Genomic DNA, 20806 nt, shown 5'->3' with positions numbered 1-20806 from the left:
GCCAATGGTCCAGACCGCCAGGGTCGCGTCGGCCCAATCCGGCCGGTGGGCGATATTTCATGTCCGCATAGCGGATACGAGTGGTGGGGGAGCCCGCTTGGTACGGTCCCGGGGTGGACGACCAGGGTGTGGGCATGGGTGCAGGCGTGGGCGCGGACTCCGTACGAGGACCCGTGCTGCGGCACACCTCGCAGCTGGCCGAGGGGGAGCTTCGGCGGGTGCGGGAGCTGCTCGACGGGGCCTTCGAGGGGGAGTTCGGGGACGAGGACTTCGAGCACGCCCTGGGCGGGATGCACGTGCTCGTGTACGAGGGCGGCGAGCTCGTCGCGCACGGGAGCGTCGTGCAGCGCCGGGTGCTCCACCGGGGCCGGGCGCTGCGCACCGGGTACGTCGAGGCCGTGGCCGTGCGGGCCGACCGGCGGCGGCGCGGGCTCGGCGGTGTGGTGATGGGGGCGGCCGAGGGGGTCGTCGAGCGGGCCTGTGTGCTCGGGGCGCTCAGCGCCTCCGCCGACGGGGCCCGGCTGTACGCGGGCCGGGGCTGGCGGGTGTGGGGCGGGGAGATCGGGGTGCTCGGGCCCGGCGGGCCCGAGCGGCTGCCCGAGGAGGAGGGGTCGACGTACGTGTGGACGCCGCCCGGCGGCGGGGTGCTGCTCGACCCCACCGCCGGGCCGCTGTACTTCGACTGGCGCGACGGGGATGTGCTCTAGCGCTCCGGCTAGCTGCCGCTGATGCTCGCCGCGCCCGTCTCGATGTGACCCGTGTAGCGGCGCGACCAGGTGCCGTCGGAGTCGGCGAGCACCGTGAAGTCGTACCAGCCGTTGCTGTAGGCGACGACGTTGAAGTAGTCCTCGCGCGAGGAGTTCGCCGGCACGGTGTACGTCCACGGGCCGTCCGTGCGGTAGGCGTTCGCGCGGATCGTGAAGGTGACCGGGGAAGCGGAGGAGTTGGTCAGTTTGAGGTACAGCGCCGTCTTGCCGGTGCCCGGCTCCACCGCGAAGCGGGACGCGACCTCGATCGACTTGCCCGCCTTCGACGCGTCGCCGATGAAGCGCCGCAGGAAGCGGTTCGGCCCGTGCATCGAGATGTCGTACTTGCCGGAGCCGCTGCCCGTGCCGATGTTGAAGTAGTCCGTCGACGTGGCGCCCGCGTCCACCGTGTACTGCCAGGCGGCCGTGTCCCGGTACTGGTGCGGGTGGATCGAGAAGTGCGCCGCCTGCCTCGCCTCGGCGCCCGCGTTCGCCATCGAGAACCAGGCCAGGATCTTGCCGCCCGACCCGAACTCGAAGCGGTCCAGGTTCCCGTTGACCTGGTACGGAAGGGCTCGCGCGGGCCGGGTTCCGGCCTCCTGCGCCGGCTGCGCGTTGTCCTGCGGCACCGGATTGGGCATCGGGCCGCAGGTCGCCTGGCCGATGACCTTGGCCGTGGACGGGAGGCCGGCGGGAACCCCGTAGACCGGGTGCGCGAAGTCGAACACGCCCGTCAGGTCGCCGGTGACCTTGCGGCGCCACGCGCTGATGTTCGGACAGTTCGCGGGGGTGCCGAGCGCGGCCGTCCACTTCTCCATGAAGCGCAGCACGGAGGTGTGGTCGAAGACCTCGGAGCTCACCCAGCCGCCGCGGGTCCACGGGGACATCACGATCATCGGGACGCGGAAGCCGAGCCCGATCGGGACTCCGTCGATGTACTCGCCGGCGGTGCCGGGCGGGGCGACCGGCGGCGGGACGTGGTCGAAGAAGCCGTCGTTCTCGTCGTAGTTGAGGAAGAGGACGGTGGAGTCGAAGACCTCCGGGTTCGCCGAGAGCGCGCGGTAGACCAGGTCGACGAAGTGCGCGCCGTCGCCGGGCGGGGCGTACGGGTGCTCGGAGAAGGCCTCGTTGGCCACGACCCAGGAGACCTGGGGGAGGGTGCCGGCGACGACGTCCGCGCGGATGGCGGCGGCGATGTCGTCGGGGGTGGAGCCGGTGACCTTGGGGACGGAGCCCATGCCGCGGTCCCACAGGGGGTTGCCGGGCTTGGCGTCCGTGAACTTCTTGAAGTAGGCGAGCCCGTTGTCCCCGTAGTTGTCCTGGGCGTTCTGGTACACCTTCCAGCTCATCCCGGCGCGCTGGAGGGCCTCCGCGTACGTCTCCCAGGTCAGCCCGGACTCCTCGCCGCCGTCCTTGCTGCCCGCGTCGATCTTGCCGCTCCACAGGAAGGTGCGGTTGGGGCCGGTCGCGCTCAGGGCCGAGCAGAAGTAGGCGTCGCAGATGGTGTAGGCGTCGGCGATGCCGTAGTGGAACGGTATGTCGCCGCGGTCGAGGTACCCGAGGGTGCGGGTGTTTCCGACGCCGGTGACGAAGTTGTCCATGCGGCCCTTGTTCCAGGCCGCGTGCTGCGAGGTCCAGCTGTGCGGGAGGTCGCCGTTGCACTGGGCGAGGGTCTCGCCGTCGACACCGCCCGCCGGCGGGGTGGAGCTGAGCTTCCACGGGTACTGGCGGCCGCCCCAGTTGGGCTGGTTGAACATGCCCCAGCCGCCCGGGAGGTTGCCGGCCGCGCGGTCGCCGAAACCGCGGACACCCTTCAGCTTGCCGAAGTAGTGGTCGAAGCTGCGGTTCTCCTGCATCAGGATCACCACGTGCTTCACGTCGGTGATCGTGCCGGACGCGGTGGCCGCGGCCGCCGAGGTCGGCGCGATCGCGGGCAGGGTCGCCCCTGCCATCAGCCCGGCGCCGATTCCCACGAATCCTCTGCGGCTGATAGGTGTCACTGGCTGCTCGCCTCCAACTCAAGTGCCCCGCTGGCACATTGACGGCAAGAGTGGCGGTAGACGCGCCAAAGGTCTACATCCGTGCGGTAAGAACTCGGTGAACATCCGGGTGGCTGGATTCAGACGTCGATCCGTACGAGCATTTTTCCCAGATTCTCCCCGCGGAGCATGCCCCGGAAGGCGTCCACCGTGTGGTCAAAGCCCTGCACAACGGTGGTGTCGGTGCCGATCCGGCCACTGCGCAGATGAGGGACGAGGAAGTCCTCCAACTCGTCCTGCAGATTGGTGTGATTTCGAACCAATACGCCTTCCAGGCGCAGCGACTTGTGTACGACCTCGAAGAGGTTGCGGGGTGCGGCGGGGGAGCGGTCGCCGTTGTACATCGAGATCCCGCCGACCCAGGCGATGCGGCCGTACTCGCGCAGCACGTCGATCGCGCCCTCCAGGTGGTCCCCGCCGACGTTGTCCACGTAGACGTCGATCCCTCCGGGAGCGGCCTGCGCGAGCTGCTCGCCGACCGGCCCGTCGTGGTAGTCGAAGGCGGCGTCGAAGCCGAGGGTCCCGGTGAGGTGGCGGACCTTCGCCGCCGAACCCGCGCTGCCGATGATCCGGCCGACGCCGAGCAGCCGGGCGATCCGGCCGGTGGCAGTCCCGACCCCGCCCGCCGCGGCCGAGACGAAGAGGTCCTCGCCCTCGCTCAGGGCCGCGGTGCGGGTCAGGGCGGCGTACGCGGTCAGGCCGGTGCCGCCGAGGATCGAGAGGTAGGCCTCCAGCGGGACGCCCTCGTGGCCGCGCAGCTTGCGCGTGCCGCCGGCGCCCAGGGTGACGAGGGCGTGGGTGCGCCAGCCCTCGCGGTGGAAGACCAGGTCGCCCTCCGCGAGGCCCGGGTCGCGGGAGGCGACGACCCGGCCCACCGAGCGGCCCTCCAGCGGGGTGCCGAGCTCGAATCCGTCCTCGCCGCCGTCCATCAGTCCGCGGTGGTACGGGTCCACCGAGAGCAGCAGGTTCTCCACCAGGGCGGTGCCGGGGCGCGGCCGGGGGACGGTGCTCTCCACGTACGTGAAGTCGGAGGCGGCGGGGAAGCCGGTGGGGCGGGCGGTCTGGTGGATGGTGCGAGCGGTGTCCGTGGTCATGGCGAGGACGCTAGGAGGGAATCGGCGGGCCGGGCAGGGGGTTGCGTTCATGGAAGCCGCACATCCATGAATGACACTCATAGAACGAGGTGAGAGCGGTCGTGGCCGAGCTCCTCCCCCAGGAACTGCGCATCCTGGTCGCGGTCGCCGAGACCGGCGGGTTCTCCGCCGCGGCGGCCGCCCTCGGCCTCACCCAGTCCGCCGTCTCGCACGCGGTGCGCGGCAGCGAGGCCAAGCTCGGCGCGGTGCTCTTCGAGCGCGGCCGGACCGGCGCCTCGCCCACCCCGGCGGGGGAGCGGGCCGTCGGCCACGCCCGCCGGATCCTGCGGCTCTACGAGGTGATGGGCGCGGAGGCGCGCGGCGCGGGCGGGGCCGGGGACCCGGCGGCGCCGGCGGGCGTGCTGCGGATCGCGGCCTTCCGCAGCGCGGCCCTGCACCTGCTGCCCCCCGTCCTGGAGCGGCTCACCGCCCGGCACCCCGGCATCCGCCCCGAGGTCCGGGTGGTGCGCGAGATCGGGGCCGGTACGGCCGGGGAGGTCGCCGCGGGCCGCGCGGACCTCGGTATCGCGACGCTGGGCGGTTCGCAGGGCCTGCCGTCCGGCCTGCTGAGCGGGGTGCTGGTGGAGGAGGCGTACGCCCTGGTGCACCCGGCCGGGCATCCCGACCCGAAGGCTCTGCCCCTGATGGACTGGGACGAGAACTGCGGTTCCCACACCCGCACCTGGTGGCTGGCGCAGGACTGGATCCCGCGGGCGACCGTCAAGGCGGAGGACGACGCGATGGTGCTGACCATGGTCGGCCGGGGGCTCGGCATGGCGATCATGCCCGAGCTGTCGCTCCGGGAGGCGACCGGAGCCGTCGACGTCACCGGTTTGGGTCCCAAGGGGCCGGTGAGGCGCGTGGGGTACGTCACCACACCGGAATCCGCCGCCACTCTCGCCGTACGGGCCCTGATCAGGGAACTTCGTGCCGCAAGCGGCTGAAAACGGAGCTCTGGAAGGGGCCTTCCGGACCGTATGGCGTCTCAGATAGTAGGAAGTCCGAGTAATTGCGGAGACATACAGCGGGAGCTGGCCTACGTTGTAGAAGCCGAACGTCTCGCCGATCCGGCGAATGGCGGTCGAGAGCGCGCGCCCCATGGCAGGCAACCCCTGCCGCGCACCGCTCCCCGCCTCATCCGGCGCCTTGAAGGAACCCCTCATCCGTGGCCCCGCCACGCCGTGATCTCAAGGAGTCGATCACCATGACGCACACCACCTCCTCCGCCACCGCCCGTCGCGTCCGCCGTTCCGCCGCCGCCGACGCGGACCGCAAGAACGCCGCCGCCGCCCTCCAGCGCGCACTGGACCGCCGCGACAACGGCGGCTCGACCGGTCACTGACCGGCCGCCGGCCGGCTACTGACCGGCCACTGACCTGCCGCTGAGCGCTTCCCGGCCCGAGGCATATTGCGTCCACATGGTGGACGCAATATGTCTGAGGGATGGGACAAGGAGTACGGTTCCACCATGTCGACCAGCATCAATCTCGCAGTGATCCCCGGTGATGGCATCGGCCAGGAAGTCGTGGCTCAGGGCCTCAAGGTCCTTACCGCGGTCCTGCCCCAGGATGTGAAGCTGGAGACCAAGGAATACGACCTCGGCGCCCAGCGCTGGCACCGCACCGGTGAAACCCTCCCGGACGCGGAGCTCGAGGCCCTCAAGCACCACGACGCGATCCTGCTGGGCGCCATCGGCGACCCCTCGGTCCCGTCGGGCGTCCTGGAGCGCGGTCTGCTGCTGAAGCTCCGCTTCGCCTTCGACCACTTCATCAACCTGCGCCCGTCGAAGCTCTTCCCCAACACGGCCACCCCGCTCGCCGGCCGTCCGGAGATCGACTTCGTCGTGGTCCGCGAGGGCACCGAAGGCCCGTACACCGGCAACGGCGGCAGCCTGCGCACCGGCACCCCGGCCGAGGTGGCCACCGAGGTCAGCCTCAACACGGCCTACGGCGTCGAGCGCGTGGTCCGTGACGCGTACGAGCGTGCCAACGCCCGCCCGCGCAAGAAGCTGACGCTGGTCCACAAGAACAACGTCCTCGTCTACGCCGGTCACCTGTGGAAGAACATCTTCGACAAGGTCGGCCAGGAGTACCCCGAGGTCACCACCGACTACCTGCACGTCGACGCCGCGACGATCTTCTTCGTCACCCAGCCCGAGCGCTTCGACGTCATCGTCACGGACAACCTCTTCGGTGACATCCTCACCGACCTGGCCGCCGCCGTGACCGGCGGAATCGGCCTGGCCGCCTCGGGCAACATCAACCCGACCGGCGCCTTCCCGTCCATGTTCGAGCCCGTCCACGGCTCGGCCCCGGACATCGCCGGCACCGGCAAGGCCGACCCGACCGCGACGATCCTCTCGGTCGCCCTGCTGCTGCGCCACCTCGGCTACGAGGCCCAGGCCGCCCGCATCGAGGACGCGGTCTCCGCCGACCTGGCCGAGCGCGACGGCACCTTCCGCTCCACCGACGCCATCGGCGACGCCCTCGCCGCGCGAGTAGCCGGCTGACCCGGTAGCCCCACCTCCAGGAAGCCGCCGGGTCGCGACCACCGCACCCGGCGGCTTTTCCTGTGCGGCCCCGGGTGCCACCATCTCCCCTGGGCCGCATTCACTCCGTTTCACCGAAGCCCCCTCGCGCGCGATAATCGAACGCGAGGCCGCGGAATACGGGGAAGCTCGGACGTCCTAGTACGCCGTGAGCGCGGTCCGCCCTACAAAACCGGTGAAGGACAAGCACTCATGACGACGACGCCCACGATCGAGCTGAAGCCCTCCTCGACCCCCCTGTCCGCCGCTGAGCGCGACGCGATCCTGGTGAGCCCCGGCTTCGGCCGCCACTTCACCGACCACATGGTGACGATCAAGTGGACCGAGGGCCGCGGCTGGCACGACGCGGAGCTGGTTCCGTACGCGCCGCTGTCCATGGACCCCGCGAACATGACCCTGCATTACGCGCAGACGATCTTCGAGGGCCTCAAGGCGTACAAGCAGCCCGACGGCACCGTCGCCACCTTCCGTCCGCAGGCCAACGCCGAGCGCTTCCAGTCCTCCGCCCGCCGGATGGCGATGCCGGAGCTGCCGACCGAGCTGTTCATCGACGCCTGTGACGCGCTGATCAAGCAGGACCGCGCCTGGGTGCCGGACTCCGGCGAGGCCTCGCTCTACCTGCGGCCCTTCATGTTCGCCACCGAGGTCGGCCTCGGCGTCCGCCCGGCCAACGAGTTCCTCTTCATCGTCATCGCCTCCCCGGCCGGCGCGTACTTCCCCGGGGGCGTCAAGCCCGTCTCCGTCTGGCTCTCCGAGGAGTACGTCCGCGCCGCCAAGGGCGGCACCGGCGCGGCCAAGACCGGCGGCAACTACGCGGCCTCGCTCGTCGCGCAGGCCCAGGCCGCCGAGCACGGCTGCGACCAGGTGGTCTGGCTGGACGCCGTCGAGCACCGCTGGATCGAGGAGATGGGCGGGATGAACCTGTACTTCGTGTACGGCGACCGCATCGTCACCCCCGAGCTCACCGGCTCGCTCCTTCCCGGCATCACCCGCGACTCCCTCCTCACCATCGCCCGCGACCTCGGCTACACCGCCGAGGAGGGCCGCATCACCACCGAGGACTGGAAGCGCGACAACGAGAACGGCACCCTGACCGAGGTCTTCGCCTGCGGTACGGCCGCCGTGATCACCCCTGTCGGCTCGGTCAAGTCCGAGCGCGCCAACTGGACCCAGGGCACCGGTGAGCCCGGCGAGGTCACCATGAAGCTCCGCAAGGCCCTCCTGGACCTCCAGACCGGCCACAAGGCCGACACCCACGGCTGGATGCACCCGCTCGGCTAGTCCGTCCGGTCCCGAACGGCTCGAAGGCCCCCCGCGCGATACGCGGGGGGCCTTCGGGTTTTCGGACGTGAGGGGCGGCGGGAGGGGAGTGGTCAGCTCTTCTCGTCCGCCTCGCCCTCGCGCTTCTTCTTGCGCTCCTGGTTCGTCCCCTCCGGGCCGAGGCCCACCAGGGCGTCACCGAAGACGTAGGCCAGGCCCGCGACTCCCTTGACGATCTTTCCCGCCACGTACGCGAGTTCTTCCACGACGCCTCCCCGTGTCGTTGGTGGCGGCCGGGTCCTGTTCGGCCACCGCTGTACGGGTAGACGCCACCGCGGGCCGAACGGTTGATCGTCGGCTCAGGCGGCCACCGGCTCCTCGAGGGCCTCCGCTGCCGGGGCGGGGGCCGTGCGGGCGGTCAGGGCCGCGTAGACCAGGCCGCCGGTCAGGCCGGAGAGGACGAAGGAGCAGTCCACGCCGCCGGTCAGGGCCAGCAGCGGGCCCTCGTAGAACGGGGTGGTCACGGCGAGCAGGCCGACGCCGGCGCCGACGGCCCAGGCGAGGGTGGCCGGGATGTTCCAGCCGCCGCGGAACCAGTAGATCCCGCCCTTGGCGCGGCGGTTGAACACCTGGAGGGCCTCGGCGTCGTAGTGGCCGCGGCAGCGGACGTAGCCGATGAGGGTGATCACGGCCCACGGGGTGCCGATCGCGGTCAGCAGCAGCACGAACGAGGTCATCGCGGCCTGGACGTCCCACGAGAAGGAGCCGACGAACACGAACGCGGTGGCCACGGCCGCGGCGATCACGGTGGAGATGGTGCGGGTGGCCTTGGGGACGATGGCGTCGAGGTCGAGGCCCATGGAGTAGAGCATCAGCCCGGCGTTGCCGACCGATCCGGCCGCCGCGGCGACCAGCAGCGGAACCAGGTACCAGAACGGCGCGGCATCGACCAGCGGACCGGCGTACTCGGCGCCCGCCCGGGCGGCGAGCGCGGTGTAGGTGCCGAAGAGCTGCGGGATCAGCAGCCCGATGAGCAGGCCGAGCCCGGTGGACCAGAGCACCTTGCGGGAGCTGTGCCTGCGCGGGGAGACGTAGCGGGTGTAGTCGCCGAGCAGGGTGATGAAGGCGACGGGCCCGCTGAGCCCGGCCGCGACGGCGGCGAGCAGCCAGGTCGGCCAGAAGGAGCCGAGCAGGTACGCGGTGTCGGGCGGGGCGGCGGTGGTGAAGTCGGGTGCGTAGGCGAACACGCCGACGGCCAGCAGCAGCACCATGCCGATGGAGAGCACCTTGCTCATGCGCAGCAGCAGCCGGTAGCCGAAGACGGCCGCGACGACGGTGCACGCGGCGAGCACGCCGTACATCACGGCCCGGGAGAGGCCGGTGTCCGGCAGCCCCGTGAGCCGGGACAGGGCGCCGACCATCACGTCGCCGCCTATCCACAGGGTCAGCGCGGTGTAGCCGAGCGAGAGCAGCAGTCCGACCACCGAGCCGACGAGCCGGCCGCGGACGCCGAACTGGGCGCCGCTGGAGGTGGAGAGGTTGGTCCCCGTGCGCAGGGAGACGAGCGCCAGCGGCGCGGTGAAGGCGATGCCGACGAGGGTGCCGGTCACGATGGCGGTGACCGACGGCCACAGACCCAGTCCGAAGGACGGGGGCAGCCAGCCGAAGACGATCACACCGAGGCAGAGATTGGAGCCGAGGAGGATCGAGATCAGGTCACGGGGACCGCTCGTCCGTTCCTCCTCCGGGATGGTGTCGACTCCGCGCTGTTCGATGGGCATGGGGGGACTCCCTTGGCAGGGCGGGGGGTGGCAATGCAATGTTTGAGCGACACTCAATGTGACCTAAGCCCTGGTCTCAGGTCAATGCTTCATTGCAGAGAAATGAAGAGTTAGAGTGATGCTCTAACCCATCGACTCAAAGGGTGGTGGATCGCCGTGCGGCTGACCCCTACGGAGCGCGACCGGCTGCTTCTGCGCAGCGCTGCGGAACTGGCCAGGGCCCGACGGGCCCGCGGACTCAAACTCAACGTCCCGGAGGCCACCGCGCTCATCGCGGACACGGTCTGCGAGGCCGCGCGCGACGGCAAGCGGCTGGCGGAGGCCATCGAGGAGGCCCGCTCCGTGCTGGGCCCCTCCGACGTGCTGCCCGGCGTCAGCGACGTGGTCACCGAGGTGCACGTGGAGGCCGTCTTCGACGACGGATCCCGCCTCGCGGTGGTCTCGTCCCCGATCCGGGGCGCCGTCGGCCTGGGCGAGGACGCCCCGGGCGCGGTCGTGCCCGGCCCCGGAGCCCCCCAGCCGGAGCCGGCGGTCCACCTGCACGTGCGCAACACCGCCGCGGTGCCGGTGAGCGTCACCTCCCACTTCCACTTCTTCGAGGCCAACCCGCGCCTCGACTTCGACCGCGCGGCGGCGTACGGCATGCGGCTGTGCGTTCCGGCGGGCTCGTCCGTACGGTTCGACCCGCACGGCGAGGGCGAGGTCGGCCTCGTCCCCATCGGCGGGGACCGTATCGCGATCGGCTTCGCGGGGCTGGTCGACGGACCGCTGGACGCCCCGGGCGCCAAGGCCGAGGCCCTGCGCCGCGCGGCCGCCTGCGGCTACCTCGGCACCGGCGGAACCGAAGGAACCGACGCCACGGACGGAGACCAGGCGTGAGCAAGCAGACCCGGCACAGCGACCACTGCGCACCCGGCAGCCGGCACATCGACCCGCACGAGTACGCCTCCGTCTTCGGCCCCCGCGCCGGAGACCGGGTCCGGCTCGGCGACTCCGGGCTGACCGTCCGCGTGGAGTCCGATGCGCAGAAGCCCGGGGACGAGTTCCTGGCCGGCTTCGGCAAGACGGCCCGCGACGGACTGCACCTGAAGGCCGCCGCCGTCCGCGACACCTGCGACGTGGTGATCAGCAACGTGCTGGTCATCGACGCCGTCCTCGGCATCCGCAAGGTCTCCATCGGCATCCGCGAAGGGCGGATCCACGCGATCGGCCGGGCCGGCAACCCCGACACCCTCGACGGGGTGGACGTGGTGGTCGGCACGGGGACGAGCATCGTCTCCGGCGAAGGCATGATCGCCACTGCCGGCGCCGTCGACACCCACGTGCACCTGCTCTCCCCGCGCATCATGGAGGCCTCGCTCGCCGCAGGCGTCACCACGATCATCGGGCAGGAGTTCGGCCCGGTCTGGGGCGTCGGGGTCAACTCCCCGTGGGCGCTGAAGCACGCCTTCAACGCCTTCGACGCCTGGCCCGTCAACATCGGCTTCCTGGCCCGGGGTTCCTCCTCGGACCCGGCGCCGCTCGTCGAGGCCCTCGCCGAGGGCGGCGCTTCCGGCTTCAAGGTCCACGAGGACATGGGCGCGCACACCCGCGCCCTGGACACCGCCCTGCGCGTCGCGGAGGAGTACGACGTCCAGGTCGCTCTGCACAGCGACGGCCTCAACGAGTGCCTCTCGGTCGAGGACACCCTGCGGGTGCTGGACGGCCGGACCATCCACGCCTTCCACATCGAGGGCTGCGGCGGCGGTCACGTCCCCAACGTCCTGAAGATGGCCGGCGTCCCGAACGTCATCGGCTCCTCCACCAACCCCACCCTGCCCTTCGGCCGGGACGCGGTCGCCGAGCACTACGGGATGATCGTCTCCGTCCACGACCTCAAGCCGGACCTCCCCGGCGACGCCGCCATGGCCCGCGACCGGATCCGTGCGGGCACGATGGGGGCCGAGGACGTCCTGCACGACCTCGGCGCGATCGGCATCACCTCCTCCGACGCCCAGGGCATGGGCCGCGCCGGCGAGACCATCCGGCGCACCTTCGCCATGGCCGCCAAGATGAAGGGCGAGCTGGGTCCGCTGGCCGGCGACGGCGAGGGCGACGACAACGCCCGCGTGCTGCGCTACATGGCCAAGCTGACCATCAACCCGGCCATCGCCCACGGCCTGGCCCACGAGATCGGCTCCATCGAGGTCGGCAAGCTCGCCGACATCGTGCTGTGGCGCCCCCAGTTCTTCGGCGCCAAGCCGCAGCTGGTCCTCAAGTCGGGCTTCCCGGCCTACGGGGTCACCGGCGACCCCAACGCCGCCACCGACACCTGCGAACCGCTGGTCCTCGGTCCGCAGTTCGGCTCGTACGGGGCCACCGCGGCCGATATCTCCGTCGCCTTCGTCTCGGCCGCCGCCGCGGCGCTGGGCAGCGACGAGATGCCCACCCGCAGGCGCCGGGTCGCCGTCCGCGGCACCCGGGGCATCGGCCCCGGGGACCTGCTCCTCAACTCCCGGGTGGGCGCGGTCGATGTGGACGCGCGCAGCGGACTCGTCTCCCTCGACGGGGAACCGCTGCGCTCCGAAGCCGCCGAATCGGTCTCCCTCAACCGCCTGTACTTCCTGTAAGCCTTAAGGACCCCTGCCATGAGCAACGCTGCCAAGCCGGTAGACAACGGATTCCGGATGCCCGCCGAGTGGACGCCCCACGAGCGCACCTGGATGGCCTGGCCCAGCCCCAACCCCACCTTCACCAACGAGCAGGAGCTGGCCGAAGCCCGCGAGGCCTGGGGCGCCGTCGCCCGCGCGGTGCGCTCGTACGAGCCGGTGACCCTCGTCGTCTCGCCCGGTGACGCGGAGAGCGCCCGCGCCGTCGTGGGCGACGACATCGAGCTGGTCGAGCGCGAGCTCGACGACGCCTGGATGCGCGACATCGGCCCGACCTTCGTCACCAACGAGGCCGGCGAGCTGGCGGCCGTCGACTGGACCTTCAACGGCTGGGGCGCCCAGGACTGGGCCCGCTGGGACCACGACTCGAAGATCGCCCGGGAGATCTCCGGCCTCGCCGGGACCCGCACCTACAGCACCGCGCTGGTCAACGAGGGCGGCGCCATCCACGTGGACGGCGAGGGCACCGTGCTCCTCACCGACACCGTGCAGCTCGGCAAGGGCCGCAACCCCGACTGGAGCCGCGAGCAGGTCGAGGCCGAGATCCACGCCCACCTGGGCACCACCAAGGCGATCTGGCTCCCGTACGGCCTGGCCGGCGACTACGGCACCTACGGCACCCAGGGCCACGTGGACATCGTCGCCGCCTTCGCCCGCCCCGGCGTGGTCATGGTCCACAGCCAGCCCGACCCGGCCCACCCGGACCACGAGCGCGGCAAGACCATCGCCGCCATCCTGCGCGCGTCCACCGACGCCCAGGGGCGCCGGCTCCAGGTCGTGGAGATCCCGGCACCGACCGTGCTGGAGGAGGACGGGGAGTGGGTCGACTACTCCTACATCAACCACTACCTGTGCAACGGCGGCGTGGTCCTGTGCGCCTTCGACGACCCGCGCGACGAGGAGGCCGCGGAGATCTTCCGCGGTCTGTTCCCCGAGCGGACCGTGACGCTCGTCGACGCACGTACGATTTTCGCCGGGGGTGGCGGTATCCACTGCATCACCCAACAGCAGCCGAAGGTCTGACCCGAGAGGGCGGCCGGGACGAGGAGTGGGCCATGGTGGCGGGTGAGGTACGTGCCGCGCGCAAGAACGCGCCGCCGCGCGAGGACGTACTGGTCGCCGCCATGGCCACCATCGCCGAACGCGGCCTGGACGGTCTGACCATGGCCGGCCTCGGCCGCCAGGTCGGCATGAGCAGCGGCCACCTCCTCTACTACTTCCGCACCAAGGACGAGCTCCTGCTCCAGACCCTGGAGTGGAGCGAGGCGGCGCTCGGCACCCGGCGCCGCGCCCTGCTGTCCCGCCGCGGCCCGGCGCGCGAGCGCCTGCAGGCGTACGTGGACCTGTACGTGCCCGAGGGCGCCCGGGATCCGCACTGGACGCTGTGGCTGGAGGTCTGGAACCGCTCGCAGAACGCGGGAGCGGGGGAGCGGGAGCGTCAGGGGGCCATCGAGGGGGCCTGGCACCGCGACCTGGTGGCCCTGCTCGCCGAGGGCATCTCGCGCGGAGAGTTCCGCCCCGTCGACCCGGACCGTTTCGCGGCCCGGCTGCGGGCCCTGCTCGACGGGTTCAGCATCCAGGTCGCCGTCGGCCTGCCCGGGATAGACCGGGGCGACATCCTCGACCACGTCAGCGAGTTCCTCAGCGAGGCGCTGACCCCGAGGGCCGGGGTCTGATCGGGCGGCACCGCCGGTGGCCCCGGCAGGCCGCCCGACCGGCCCGCGGACGGGTGTGCCCGCATGCTGAGATCCCCGTCCATCCGCGGCATGCGATATGGCAGACTGCCGACGTGCCTGCTCAGCTCATGATTATGGACAGCAGCGCGCCGGTCCCCAGTGGCCGCTGAGCCGCGGAAGAACTTCGCGGAGGCGGCCACCGTGCCTCGGACCCGCGCGCAGACCTCTCGCACCCGCGAGAGGTTTTTTCGTTTTCCGGCCTCGAACATGCCGGGATCGGGCAGCGCGCGATGATGGGGGCAGTGGCGTCGGCCTGCCCGCGGGCGGGCATCCGGAACCACCCATCCGACAGGAGTCAGATCAGCATGACGACGACAGAGGCGACCGAGCCGACTGCGCCGGCTTCGGGCCCCGGCCCCGATGACGGGTTCCACGTCTTCGACACGACCCTGCGCGACGGTGCCCAGCGTGAGGGCATCAACCTCACTGTCGCCGACAAGCTGACGATCGCCCGGCACCTGGACGACTTCGGGGTGGGCTTCATCGAGGGCGGCTGGCCCGGCGCCAACCCCCGCGACACGGAGTTCTTCTCCCGTGCCCGCGCGGAGATCGACTTCAAGCACGCCCAGCTCGTCGCCTTCGGTGCGACCCGCCGGGCGGGCGGCTCCGCCGCCACCGACCCGCAGGTCCGCGCCCTGCTGGAATCCGGCGCGCCGGTGATCACCCTGGTCGCCAAGTCCCACGACCGGCACGTCGAGCTCGCCCTGCGCACCACCCTCGACGAGAACCTGGAGATGGTCCGCGACACCGTCGCCCACCTGGTCTCCCAGGGCCGCCGGGTCTTCGTCGACTGCGAGCACTTCTTCGACGGCTACCGGGCCAACGCCGAGTACGCGAAGTCCGTCGTGCGCGCCGCGCACGAGGCCGGCGCCGACGTCGTGGTCCTGTGCGACACCAACGGCGGCATGCTGCCCGCGCAGATCACCGCGACCGTGGCGACCGTACTGGCCGACACCGGCGCGCGCCTGGGCATCCACGCCCAGGACGACACCGGCTGCGCCGTCGCCAACACGCTGGCCGCCGTGGACGCCGGCGCCACGCACGTGCAGTGCACCGCGAACGGCTACGGCGAGCGCGTCGGCAACGCCAACCTCTTCCCGGTCGTCGGCGCGCTGGAGATCAAGTACGGCCGCACCGTCCTCCCGGCGGGCGCCCTGGCCGAGATGACCCGGATCTCGCACGCCATCGCCGAGGTCGTCAACCTCACCCCGTCCACGCACCAGCCCTACGTCGGCGTCTCCGCCTTCGCGCACAAGGCGGGCCTGCACGCCTCGGCCATCAAGGTCGACCCGGACCTGTACCAGCACATCGACCCCGCACGCGTCGGCAACACCATGCGGATGCTCGTCTCCGACATGGCCGGCCGGGCCTCCATCGAGCTCAAGGGCAAGGAGCTCGGCGTCGACCTCGGCGGGGACCGCGCGCTGGTCTCCCGGGTGGTGGAGCGGGTCAAGGAGCGCGAGCTCCAGGGCTACACCTACGAGGCCGCCGACGCCTCCTTCGAGCTCCTGCTGCGCGCCGAGGCCGAGGGCCGGGCGCGCAAGTACTTCCGCATCGAGTCCTGGCGGGCCATCGTCGAGGACCGCCCCGACGGCACGCACGCCAACGAGGCCACGGTGAAGCTGCGGGCCAAGGGCGAGCGGATCGTCGCCACCGCGGAGGGCAACGGCCCGGTCAACGCGCTGGACCGCGCGCTGCGGGTCGCCCTGGAGCGCTTCTACCCCCAGCTCGCGAAGTTCGAGCTGATCGACTACAAGGTCCGCATCCTGGAGGGCGCCCACGGCACGTCGTCCACGACCCGGGTCCTGGTCACCACGACGGACGGCACCCGCGAGTGGAACACGGTCGGCGTCGCCCCGAACGTCATCGCGGCCTCCTGGCAGGCCCTGGAAGACGCCTTCACCTACGGCCTCCTCCACGCGGGCGTGGAGCCGGCGGAGTAGTTTGGGCGGGAGGTCAGCATTCGTCCTTCACGTACGCCCGGTACTTCTTGCGGCTCATGGCCTTGCCGTTCGCCCACACCTGGTCCGGGCGCAGGCCTTCGATATCGGTCCGGCGGAACTCGGTCGATGAGCGGTAGAGGACGCGGTGCCCGTCCAGAACCTCGAAGGCGACGATGTACGTGGAACGCGACTCCAGTGACTGCGGTCCATCCCTTCCCCCCTCTCCGTTCCCGGCACCCGGCGGGGCGAACAGGGGGAAGGGGCCGGGCTGGTCGGCTTCTCGGCCGGGGCTCCAGCTGACCTGGCCTCCGTCGTCCGGAAGGCCTGCCGCGTGCACGCCCACGATGCGGCCGCTTCCCCCGCACTGACCGAGCTCCACCATGATCCGGCCCGAGTCGTCTTTGTGGACCGCTGCCAGGTCTCGGATCGGGGGCCCGCACGATGTGAGCAGCCCGAGCCCCAGCAGTACCAGTCCCGTCAGCCACGCCCGTCGCATCGACCCACCCCCTGGCCCGCAGGCTAAGCCAGGAGCCGTTCCGTCCGGGGCGGTAACCCTTATGTCCATCTCACACAAGATTGCACCCGTTCGGGTAGCGTCATGGATATGAGGACCAGGCTTATATCCGTACCTTTTGGATCGCTGCTGGCCGCTCTGCTGCTGGCGCTGTCCGCGACCGCGCTGCTGGTCGCCCTGCAGGCGTCGGCGGCCGACGGGGCCACCACCGTGGCCCAGGCCCTCAAGAAGGGGCCGGTCTACGTGGACCCCCGGGCCGCCGCGCAGCTGCCGCCCGCGCAGGCGGACGCACTCGCGAAGAAGATCAAGGACGCCGGGAAGCCGGTGTTCGTGGCCGTGCTGCCGGCCACCGCCGAGTTCCCCGCCGCCAGCGTGCTCAAGACGGTCCGTACCGAGACCGGCATCACCGGGCTCTACGCGATCCGGCTCGGGGACGGCTTCAACGCCGGCGCCGACCGGGCCGTCATGCCGAGCAACGCGGTCCGCAACCTGGTCGACGCCGTCAAGGCGGGCGGGGCCACGGACGCGAGCACCGAGCTCAACAACTTCGTGGATCAAGCCCTCGCCCAGGCCAAGGGCAAGGCCCCCGCCTCCTGGGGCACGGCGGGCACCGCGAGCACCGACAGCGGGGCCCCGGTGGGCGCCCTGATCGGGCTCGGCGTGGTGGCCGCCGTCGGCGGTGGCGGGGCGTACGCGCTGGTCAAGCGCAACCGCAAGAAGAAGGAAGAGCTCCGGCGCGAGTCCATCGCCCGGCTGGGCGTGGTCGTCGACGAGGACATCACGGCCTTCGGCGAGGAGCTGGAGCGCCTCGACTTCCACCCCGGTGAGCCCGGAGCCGACGACGCCATGCGCGCGGACTACGAGCAGGGCCTCGACTCGTACGAGAAGGCCAAGCAGATCATGGCCTCCGTGCAGCACCCGGAGGAGGTCAAGGGGGTCACCCAGGCCCTCGAGGACGGCCGGTTCGCCCTGGCCCGCCTCGACGCGCGCCGGCAGGGCCGTCCGCTGCCCGAGCGCCGCGCGCCCTGCTTCTTCGACCCGCGCCACGGGCCGAGCACCGAGGACGCGGCCTGGGCCCCGGCGGGCGGGGCCGCCCGTACGGTCCCGGTCTGCGCGGCGGACGCCGTCCGGCTGCGCGACGGCCAGGACCCGGCGGTCCGCACCGTCGACACCGAGCACGGTCCGCGCCCCTACTACGACGCCGGCCCGGCGTACGGTCCCTGGGCCGGCGGCTACTTCGGCGGCGGCATCCTGCCCGGCCTGCTCATGGGCACGATGCTCGGTTCGATGATGTCCAGTCCGGCCTACGCCTCCGACTTCGGCGGCGGCAACGGATTCGACGGGGGCGGCGGAGGTTTCGACGGCGGCGACGTCTCCGGGGCCGACTTCAACCCGTCCGACTTCGGCGGCGGGGACTTCGGCGGTGGAGGGGGCTTCGACGGCGGAGGCGGGTTCGGCGGGGGCGACTTCTAGCCGCCCCCTGCCCCGCAGTGTGGAACCGGGCTCAGGCCTGCTTGATCGCCGAGATGTCGAAGGTCAGCTTCACCTTGTCGCTGACCATCACACCGCCGGTCTCCAGGGCCGCGTTCCAGGTGAGGCCCCAGTCGGAGCGCAGGATCTCGGCAGAGCCCTCGAACCCGACGCGCTCGTTGCCGTAGACGTCGGTGGCCGCGCCGCCGAACTCGAGGTCGATGGAGAGCGGGCGCGTGACGTCCTTGATGGTCAGCTCGCCGGTGATGCGGTACTTGTCGCCGCCCAGCTGCTGCGCCTCGGTGGAGCGGAAGGTCATGAGCGGGAAGGTCTCGGCATCGAAGAAGTCCCCGGAGCGCAGGTGGCCGTCGCGGTCGCCGATGCCGGTGTCGATGGAGGCGATCTTCACCTCGATGGAGGCGGTGGAGCGGGACGGGTCGGCGCCGTCCAGGTGCAGGGCGCCCTCGTGCTCGGCGAAGGTGCCGCGCACGTTGGTGACCATGGCGTGGCGGACGGTGAAGCCGATGCTGCTGTGGGAGGCGTCGATGACGTAGTCACCGGTGAGTGCGGCGAGGGCCGGGTCCACGTCGAGGGTGGCGACGGCGGTGTCCTGCGTGCGGCGGTTGAAGAGACCCATGACTGCTCCTTGGTAGCGGTGCCGCTCGGTGTCGGCACTCGTTGAACTTTCAACAACAACGACGCTAGACCCATTCCGTTTAAATTTCAACCTCTGGGTTTCCTGTGCGTGGCGTGGCGGTGTCCAGGCGGCGGCCCGGGCCGGCCCGGTGCCGGCCCGGAGGGAGTTTTGTGGGAAGGCGACAAAGGACCAAGGTCCTGCCTGGTGGGCTCGGCGGCACCCCCGGCGGTTCTGTCCGGGACGGACAGCGGAAGACACCCGACACTGTGTGGATTCGACGGAGGGTTTTGCCGGTCCGGCTTCGTAAGGTCATTACATGACCGTTGTGGACCAGATTCCGAGCGAGCCGACGGACGCCCGCGGGCGCGTGGCCGAGCTGCACGACCTGCGCGAGCAGGCGCGGCGCGGCCCGAGTGACCGGGCGACCGAAGCGCAGCATGCCAAGGGCAAGCTCACCGCCCGCGAGCGGATCGCGTTGCTGCTCGACGAAGGTTCCTTCAAGGAGGTCGAGCAGCTGCGCCGCCACCGCGCGACGGGGTTCGGCCTGGAGGCCAAGAAGCCCTACACCGACGGTGTCATCACCGGCTGGGGCACGGTCGAGGGCCGTACGGTCTTCGTCTACGCACACGACTTCCGCATCTTCGGCGGCGCCCTGGGCGAGGCCCACGCCACGAAGATCCACAAGATCATGGACATGGCCATCGCGGCCGGTGCCCCGCTGGTCTCCCTCAACGACGGCGCCGGCGCCCGCATCCAGGAGGGCGTCTCCGCGCTCGCCGGCTACGGCGGCATCTTCCAGCGCAACACCAAGGCCTCGGGTGTCATCCCGCAGATCTCGGTGATGCTGGGCCCCTGCGCGGGCGGCGCGGCCTACTCCCCGGCACTGACGGACTTCGTGTTCATGGTCCGGGAGACCTCGCAGATGTTCATCACCGGCCCGGACGTGGTCCGCGCGGTGACGGGCGAGGAGATCACCCAGAACGGCCTCGGCGGCGCGGACGTGCACGCCGAGACCTCGGGCGTCGCGCACTTCGCGTACGACGACGAGGAGACCTGCATCTCCGAGGTCCGCTACCTCATCACGATGCTGCCCTCCAACAACCGCGAGAACCCCCCGGTCCACGAGACCAGCGACCCGGCCGACCGCCGGTCCGAGGTCCTGCTGGACCTGGTGCCCGCCGACGGCAACCGCCCGTACGACATGCTCAAGGTCATCGAGGAGCTCGTCGACGAGGGCGACGTCCTGGAGATCCACGAGCGCTGGGCCCGCAACATCATCTGCGCGCTCGCGCGGATGGACGGCCAGGTCGTCGGAATCGTCGCCAACCAGCCCGGCCACCTCGCCGGCGTCCTGGACATCCACGCCTCCGAGAAGGCGGCGCGCTTCGTCCAGCTCTGCGACGCCTTCAACATCCCGATCATCACCCTCCTGGACGTCCCCGGCTTCCTGCCGGGCGTCGACCAGGAGCACGGCGGCATCATCCGCCACGGCGCCAAGCTGCTGTACGCGTACTGCAACGCGACCGTGCCGCGGATCTCGCTGATCCTGCGCAAGGCCTACGGCGGTGCGTACATCGTCATGGACTCCCAGTCCATCGGCGCCGACCTCACCTACGCCTGGCCGACCAACGAGATCGCCGTGATGGGCGCCGAGGGCGCCGCCAACGTCATCTTCCGCAAGCAGATCGCGGACGCCGAAGACCCCGAGGCCATGCGCGCGCGCATGGTCAAGGAGTACAAGGCCGAGCTGATGCACCCGTACTACGCGGCCGAGCGAGGCCTCGTCGACGACGTCATCGACCCCGCGGAAACCCGCGAGGTCCTCGTCGCCGCCCTCGCGATGCTCCGCAACAAGCACGCCGATCTGCCGTCGCGCAAGCACGGCAACCCGCCCCAGTAGAGACGTCGAAGGAGAACTGCCACCGATGAGCAACGCCAACGGCACCCTGCTGAAGGTCGAGAAGGGCAACGCCGAGCCCGAGGAGCTGGCCGCGATCACCGCGATCCTGCTCGCCCGTGCCGCCGCCACCCCCGAGGACGCCCCGGCCGCCGCCGTGGGCTCCCAGGCCGGCTGGCGCCGCCTGGAGCGCACCCCCGGCTTCCGCGGCCCGCGCAGCTGGCAGGGCTAGCACCACGACCGCAGCCGGCACCCTGACCGCATGAGAAAGCCCCCCGCACTCCTCGGAGTGCGGGGGGCTTTCTCATGCGAACCGGGACGGCTACCGCAGGCGGGCCATCAGGGCGTGCTCGACCAGGGTGATGAGCGCGCTCTTGGCGTCCGCGCGGTGGCGGGCGTCGGTGGTGATGATGGGGGCGTCCGGGCCGATCTGCAGGGCCTCGCGGACTTCCTC

General features: G+C 71.2%; 19 protein-coding genes and 1 pseudogene. 13 read left to right on the top strand and 7 right to left on the bottom strand.

Features of this window, described 5'->3' with window-relative positions; translation table 11 throughout:
• Window positions 1-134 precede the first annotated feature (134 nt).
• Entirely contained in the window at window positions 135-707 is a 573-nt protein-coding gene (locus tag ACFWBW_RS33470) for a GNAT family N-acetyltransferase (protein WP_385380782.1), read from the top strand.
• An 8-nt stretch (window positions 708-715) separates the two neighbouring features.
• On the opposite strand, the gene ACFWBW_RS33465 is transcribed toward ACFWBW_RS33470, so the two are convergent.
• Both ACFWBW_RS33465 and ACFWBW_RS33460 read right to left on the bottom strand, forming a co-directional pair.
• Complete coding sequence (locus ACFWBW_RS33465; RefSeq protein WP_385380737.1) at window positions 716-2746, bottom strand: phosphocholine-specific phospholipase C; 2031 nt, start codon at window positions 2744-2746, stop codon at window positions 716-718.
• Window positions 2747-2865: 119 nt separating this feature from the next.
• Complete coding sequence (locus ACFWBW_RS33460) at window positions 2866-3879, bottom strand: NADP-dependent oxidoreductase (protein WP_385380734.1); 1014 nt, start codon at window positions 3877-3879, stop codon at window positions 2866-2868.
• Window positions 3880-3980: 101 nt separating this feature from the next.
• Between ACFWBW_RS33460 and ACFWBW_RS33455 the strand changes: the two genes are divergently transcribed.
• The 4 genes from ACFWBW_RS33455 (at window position 3981) to ACFWBW_RS33440 (ending at window position 7747) form a co-directional block, all read left to right on the top strand.
• Window positions 3981-4862, top strand: a complete 882-nt coding sequence (locus ACFWBW_RS33455; RefSeq protein WP_385380731.1) for a LysR family transcriptional regulator — start codon at window positions 3981-3983, stop codon at window positions 4860-4862.
• A gap of 260 nt (window positions 4863-5122) precedes the next feature.
• The gene (locus tag ACFWBW_RS33450) at window positions 5123-5260 is read left to right on the top strand and encodes a hypothetical protein (protein WP_385380728.1); all 138 of its coding nucleotides are present in this window, start codon (window positions 5123-5125) and stop codon (window positions 5258-5260) included.
• Between the two features lie 126 nt (window positions 5261-5386).
• Window positions 5387-6427 (top strand): 3-isopropylmalate dehydrogenase, encoded by a 1041-nt coding sequence (locus ACFWBW_RS33445; protein WP_385380726.1) that lies wholly within the window; start codon window positions 5387-5389, stop codon window positions 6425-6427.
• A gap of 231 nt (window positions 6428-6658) precedes the next feature.
• On the top strand, window positions 6659-7747 hold the full coding sequence (locus ACFWBW_RS33440; protein ID WP_385380723.1) for a branched-chain amino acid aminotransferase: 1089 nt from the start codon (window positions 6659-6661) through the stop codon (window positions 7745-7747).
• Between the two features lie 92 nt (window positions 7748-7839).
• Here ACFWBW_RS33440 and ACFWBW_RS33435 read toward each other — a convergent pair whose 3' ends face one another.
• Together ACFWBW_RS33435 and ACFWBW_RS33430 are read right to left on the bottom strand one after the other, a co-directional pair.
• Window positions 7840-7992 (bottom strand): hypothetical protein, encoded by a 153-nt coding sequence (locus ACFWBW_RS33435; RefSeq protein WP_385380720.1) that lies wholly within the window; start codon window positions 7990-7992, stop codon window positions 7840-7842.
• A 93-nt stretch (window positions 7993-8085) separates the two neighbouring features.
• Window positions 8086-9507, bottom strand: coding sequence for a cytosine permease (locus tag ACFWBW_RS33430; protein WP_385380717.1), 1422 nt, complete (start codon window positions 9505-9507; stop codon window positions 8086-8088).
• A gap of 156 nt (window positions 9508-9663) precedes the next feature.
• Here ACFWBW_RS33430 and ureA point away from each other — a divergent pair, with 156 nt between their 5' ends.
• From ureA to cimA, 5 genes are all read left to right on the top strand, one after another.
• Window positions 9664-10386, top strand: a complete 723-nt coding sequence (gene ureA, locus ACFWBW_RS33425) for an urease subunit gamma (RefSeq protein WP_385380714.1) — start codon at window positions 9664-9666, stop codon at window positions 10384-10386.
• A 47-nt stretch (window positions 10387-10433) separates the two neighbouring features.
• Window positions 10434-12116 carry an urease subunit alpha gene (locus tag ACFWBW_RS33420; RefSeq protein WP_385380780.1) on the top strand — a complete coding sequence of 561 codons (1683 nt, stop codon included), beginning with the start codon at window positions 10434-10436 and terminating at the stop codon, window positions 12114-12116.
• An 18-nt stretch (window positions 12117-12134) separates the two neighbouring features.
• The gene (locus ACFWBW_RS33415; RefSeq protein ID WP_385380711.1) at window positions 12135-13178 is read left to right on the top strand and encodes an agmatine/peptidylarginine deiminase; all 1044 of its coding nucleotides are present in this window, start codon (window positions 12135-12137) and stop codon (window positions 13176-13178) included.
• Window positions 13179-13210: 32 nt separating this feature from the next.
• Window positions 13211-13831, top strand: a complete 621-nt coding sequence (locus tag ACFWBW_RS33410) for a TetR/AcrR family transcriptional regulator (protein WP_385380708.1) — start codon at window positions 13211-13213, stop codon at window positions 13829-13831.
• 365 nt (window positions 13832-14196) lie between these two features.
• Window positions 14197-15834, top strand: coding sequence for a citramalate synthase (gene cimA / locus ACFWBW_RS33405; RefSeq protein WP_385380705.1), 1638 nt, complete (start codon window positions 14197-14199; stop codon window positions 15832-15834).
• A 13-nt stretch (window positions 15835-15847) separates the two neighbouring features.
• Here the strand turns inward: cimA and ACFWBW_RS33400 are convergent, their stop codons facing one another.
• On the bottom strand, window positions 15848-16330 hold the full coding sequence (locus ACFWBW_RS33400) for a hypothetical protein (RefSeq protein ID WP_385380702.1): 483 nt from the start codon (window positions 16328-16330) through the stop codon (window positions 15848-15850).
• Between the two features lie 108 nt (window positions 16331-16438).
• Here ACFWBW_RS33400 and ACFWBW_RS33395 point away from each other — a divergent pair, with 108 nt between their 5' ends.
• Window positions 16439-17821: a hypothetical protein gene (locus ACFWBW_RS33395; RefSeq protein WP_385380699.1), complete on the top strand. Its 1383-nt coding sequence runs from the start codon at window positions 16439-16441 to the stop codon at window positions 17819-17821.
• 31 nt (window positions 17822-17852) lie between these two features.
• Here the strand turns inward: ACFWBW_RS33395 and ACFWBW_RS33390 are convergent, their stop codons facing one another.
• On the bottom strand, window positions 17853-18455 hold the full coding sequence (locus tag ACFWBW_RS33390) for a YceI family protein (RefSeq protein ID WP_385380696.1): 603 nt from the start codon (window positions 18453-18455) through the stop codon (window positions 17853-17855).
• A 316-nt stretch (window positions 18456-18771) separates the two neighbouring features.
• Here ACFWBW_RS33390 and ACFWBW_RS33385 point away from each other — a divergent pair, with 316 nt between their 5' ends.
• The gene (locus ACFWBW_RS33385; RefSeq protein ID WP_385380693.1) at window positions 18772-20355 is read left to right on the top strand and encodes an acyl-CoA carboxylase subunit beta; all 1584 of its coding nucleotides are present in this window, start codon (window positions 18772-18774) and stop codon (window positions 20353-20355) included.
• Window positions 20356-20380: 25 nt separating this feature from the next.
• Complete coding sequence (locus ACFWBW_RS33380) at window positions 20381-20584, top strand: acyl-CoA carboxylase subunit epsilon (protein WP_385380690.1); 204 nt, start codon at window positions 20381-20383, stop codon at window positions 20582-20584.
• Window positions 20585-20674: 90 nt separating this feature from the next.
• Here the strand turns inward: ACFWBW_RS33380 and ACFWBW_RS33375 are convergent.
• Window positions 20675-20806, bottom strand: a pseudogene (locus tag ACFWBW_RS33375) (ATP-binding protein); the annotation flags it as partial.

The organism is Streptomyces sp. NPDC059957, assembly GCF_042730015.1.
Classification (GTDB): Bacteria; Actinomycetota; Actinomycetes; order Streptomycetales; family Streptomycetaceae; genus Streptomyces.
This window is presented reverse-complemented; position numbering and strand designations above follow the sequence as displayed.

Excerpts from the sequence above, each read along its gene's own strand:
- ACFWBW_RS33470 (WP_385380782.1), top strand. The coding sequence starts at position 135 with ATGGGTGCAGGCGTGGGCGCGGACTCCGTACGAGGACCCGTGCTGCGG.
- ACFWBW_RS33460 (WP_385380734.1), bottom strand. The coding sequence starts at position 3,879 with ATGACCACGGACACCGCTCGCACCATCCACCAGACCGCCCGCCCCACC.
- ACFWBW_RS33450 (WP_385380728.1), top strand. The coding sequence starts at position 5,123 with ATGACGCACACCACCTCCTCCGCCACCGCCCGTCGCGTCCGCCGTTCC.
- ACFWBW_RS33445 (WP_385380726.1), top strand. The coding sequence starts at position 5,387 with ATGTCGACCAGCATCAATCTCGCAGTGATCCCCGGTGATGGCATCGGC.
- ACFWBW_RS33440 (WP_385380723.1), top strand. The coding sequence starts at position 6,659 with ATGACGACGACGCCCACGATCGAGCTGAAGCCCTCCTCGACCCCCCTG.
- ACFWBW_RS33430 (WP_385380717.1), bottom strand. The coding sequence starts at position 9,507 with ATGCCCATCGAACAGCGCGGAGTCGACACCATCCCGGAGGAGGAACGG.
- ACFWBW_RS33415 (WP_385380711.1), top strand. The coding sequence starts at position 12,135 with ATGAGCAACGCTGCCAAGCCGGTAGACAACGGATTCCGGATGCCCGCC.
- ACFWBW_RS33410 (WP_385380708.1), top strand. The coding sequence starts at position 13,211 with ATGGTGGCGGGTGAGGTACGTGCCGCGCGCAAGAACGCGCCGCCGCGC.
- cimA (WP_385380705.1), top strand. The coding sequence starts at position 14,197 with ATGACGACGACAGAGGCGACCGAGCCGACTGCGCCGGCTTCGGGCCCC.
- ACFWBW_RS33400 (WP_385380702.1), bottom strand. The coding sequence starts at position 16,330 with ATGCGACGGGCGTGGCTGACGGGACTGGTACTGCTGGGGCTCGGGCTG.
- ACFWBW_RS33395 (WP_385380699.1), top strand. The coding sequence starts at position 16,439 with ATGAGGACCAGGCTTATATCCGTACCTTTTGGATCGCTGCTGGCCGCT.
- ACFWBW_RS33390 (WP_385380696.1), bottom strand. The coding sequence starts at position 18,455 with ATGGGTCTCTTCAACCGCCGCACGCAGGACACCGCCGTCGCCACCCTC.
- ACFWBW_RS33385 (WP_385380693.1), top strand. The coding sequence starts at position 18,772 with ATGACCGTTGTGGACCAGATTCCGAGCGAGCCGACGGACGCCCGCGGG.
- ACFWBW_RS33380 (WP_385380690.1), top strand. The coding sequence starts at position 20,381 with ATGAGCAACGCCAACGGCACCCTGCTGAAGGTCGAGAAGGGCAACGCC.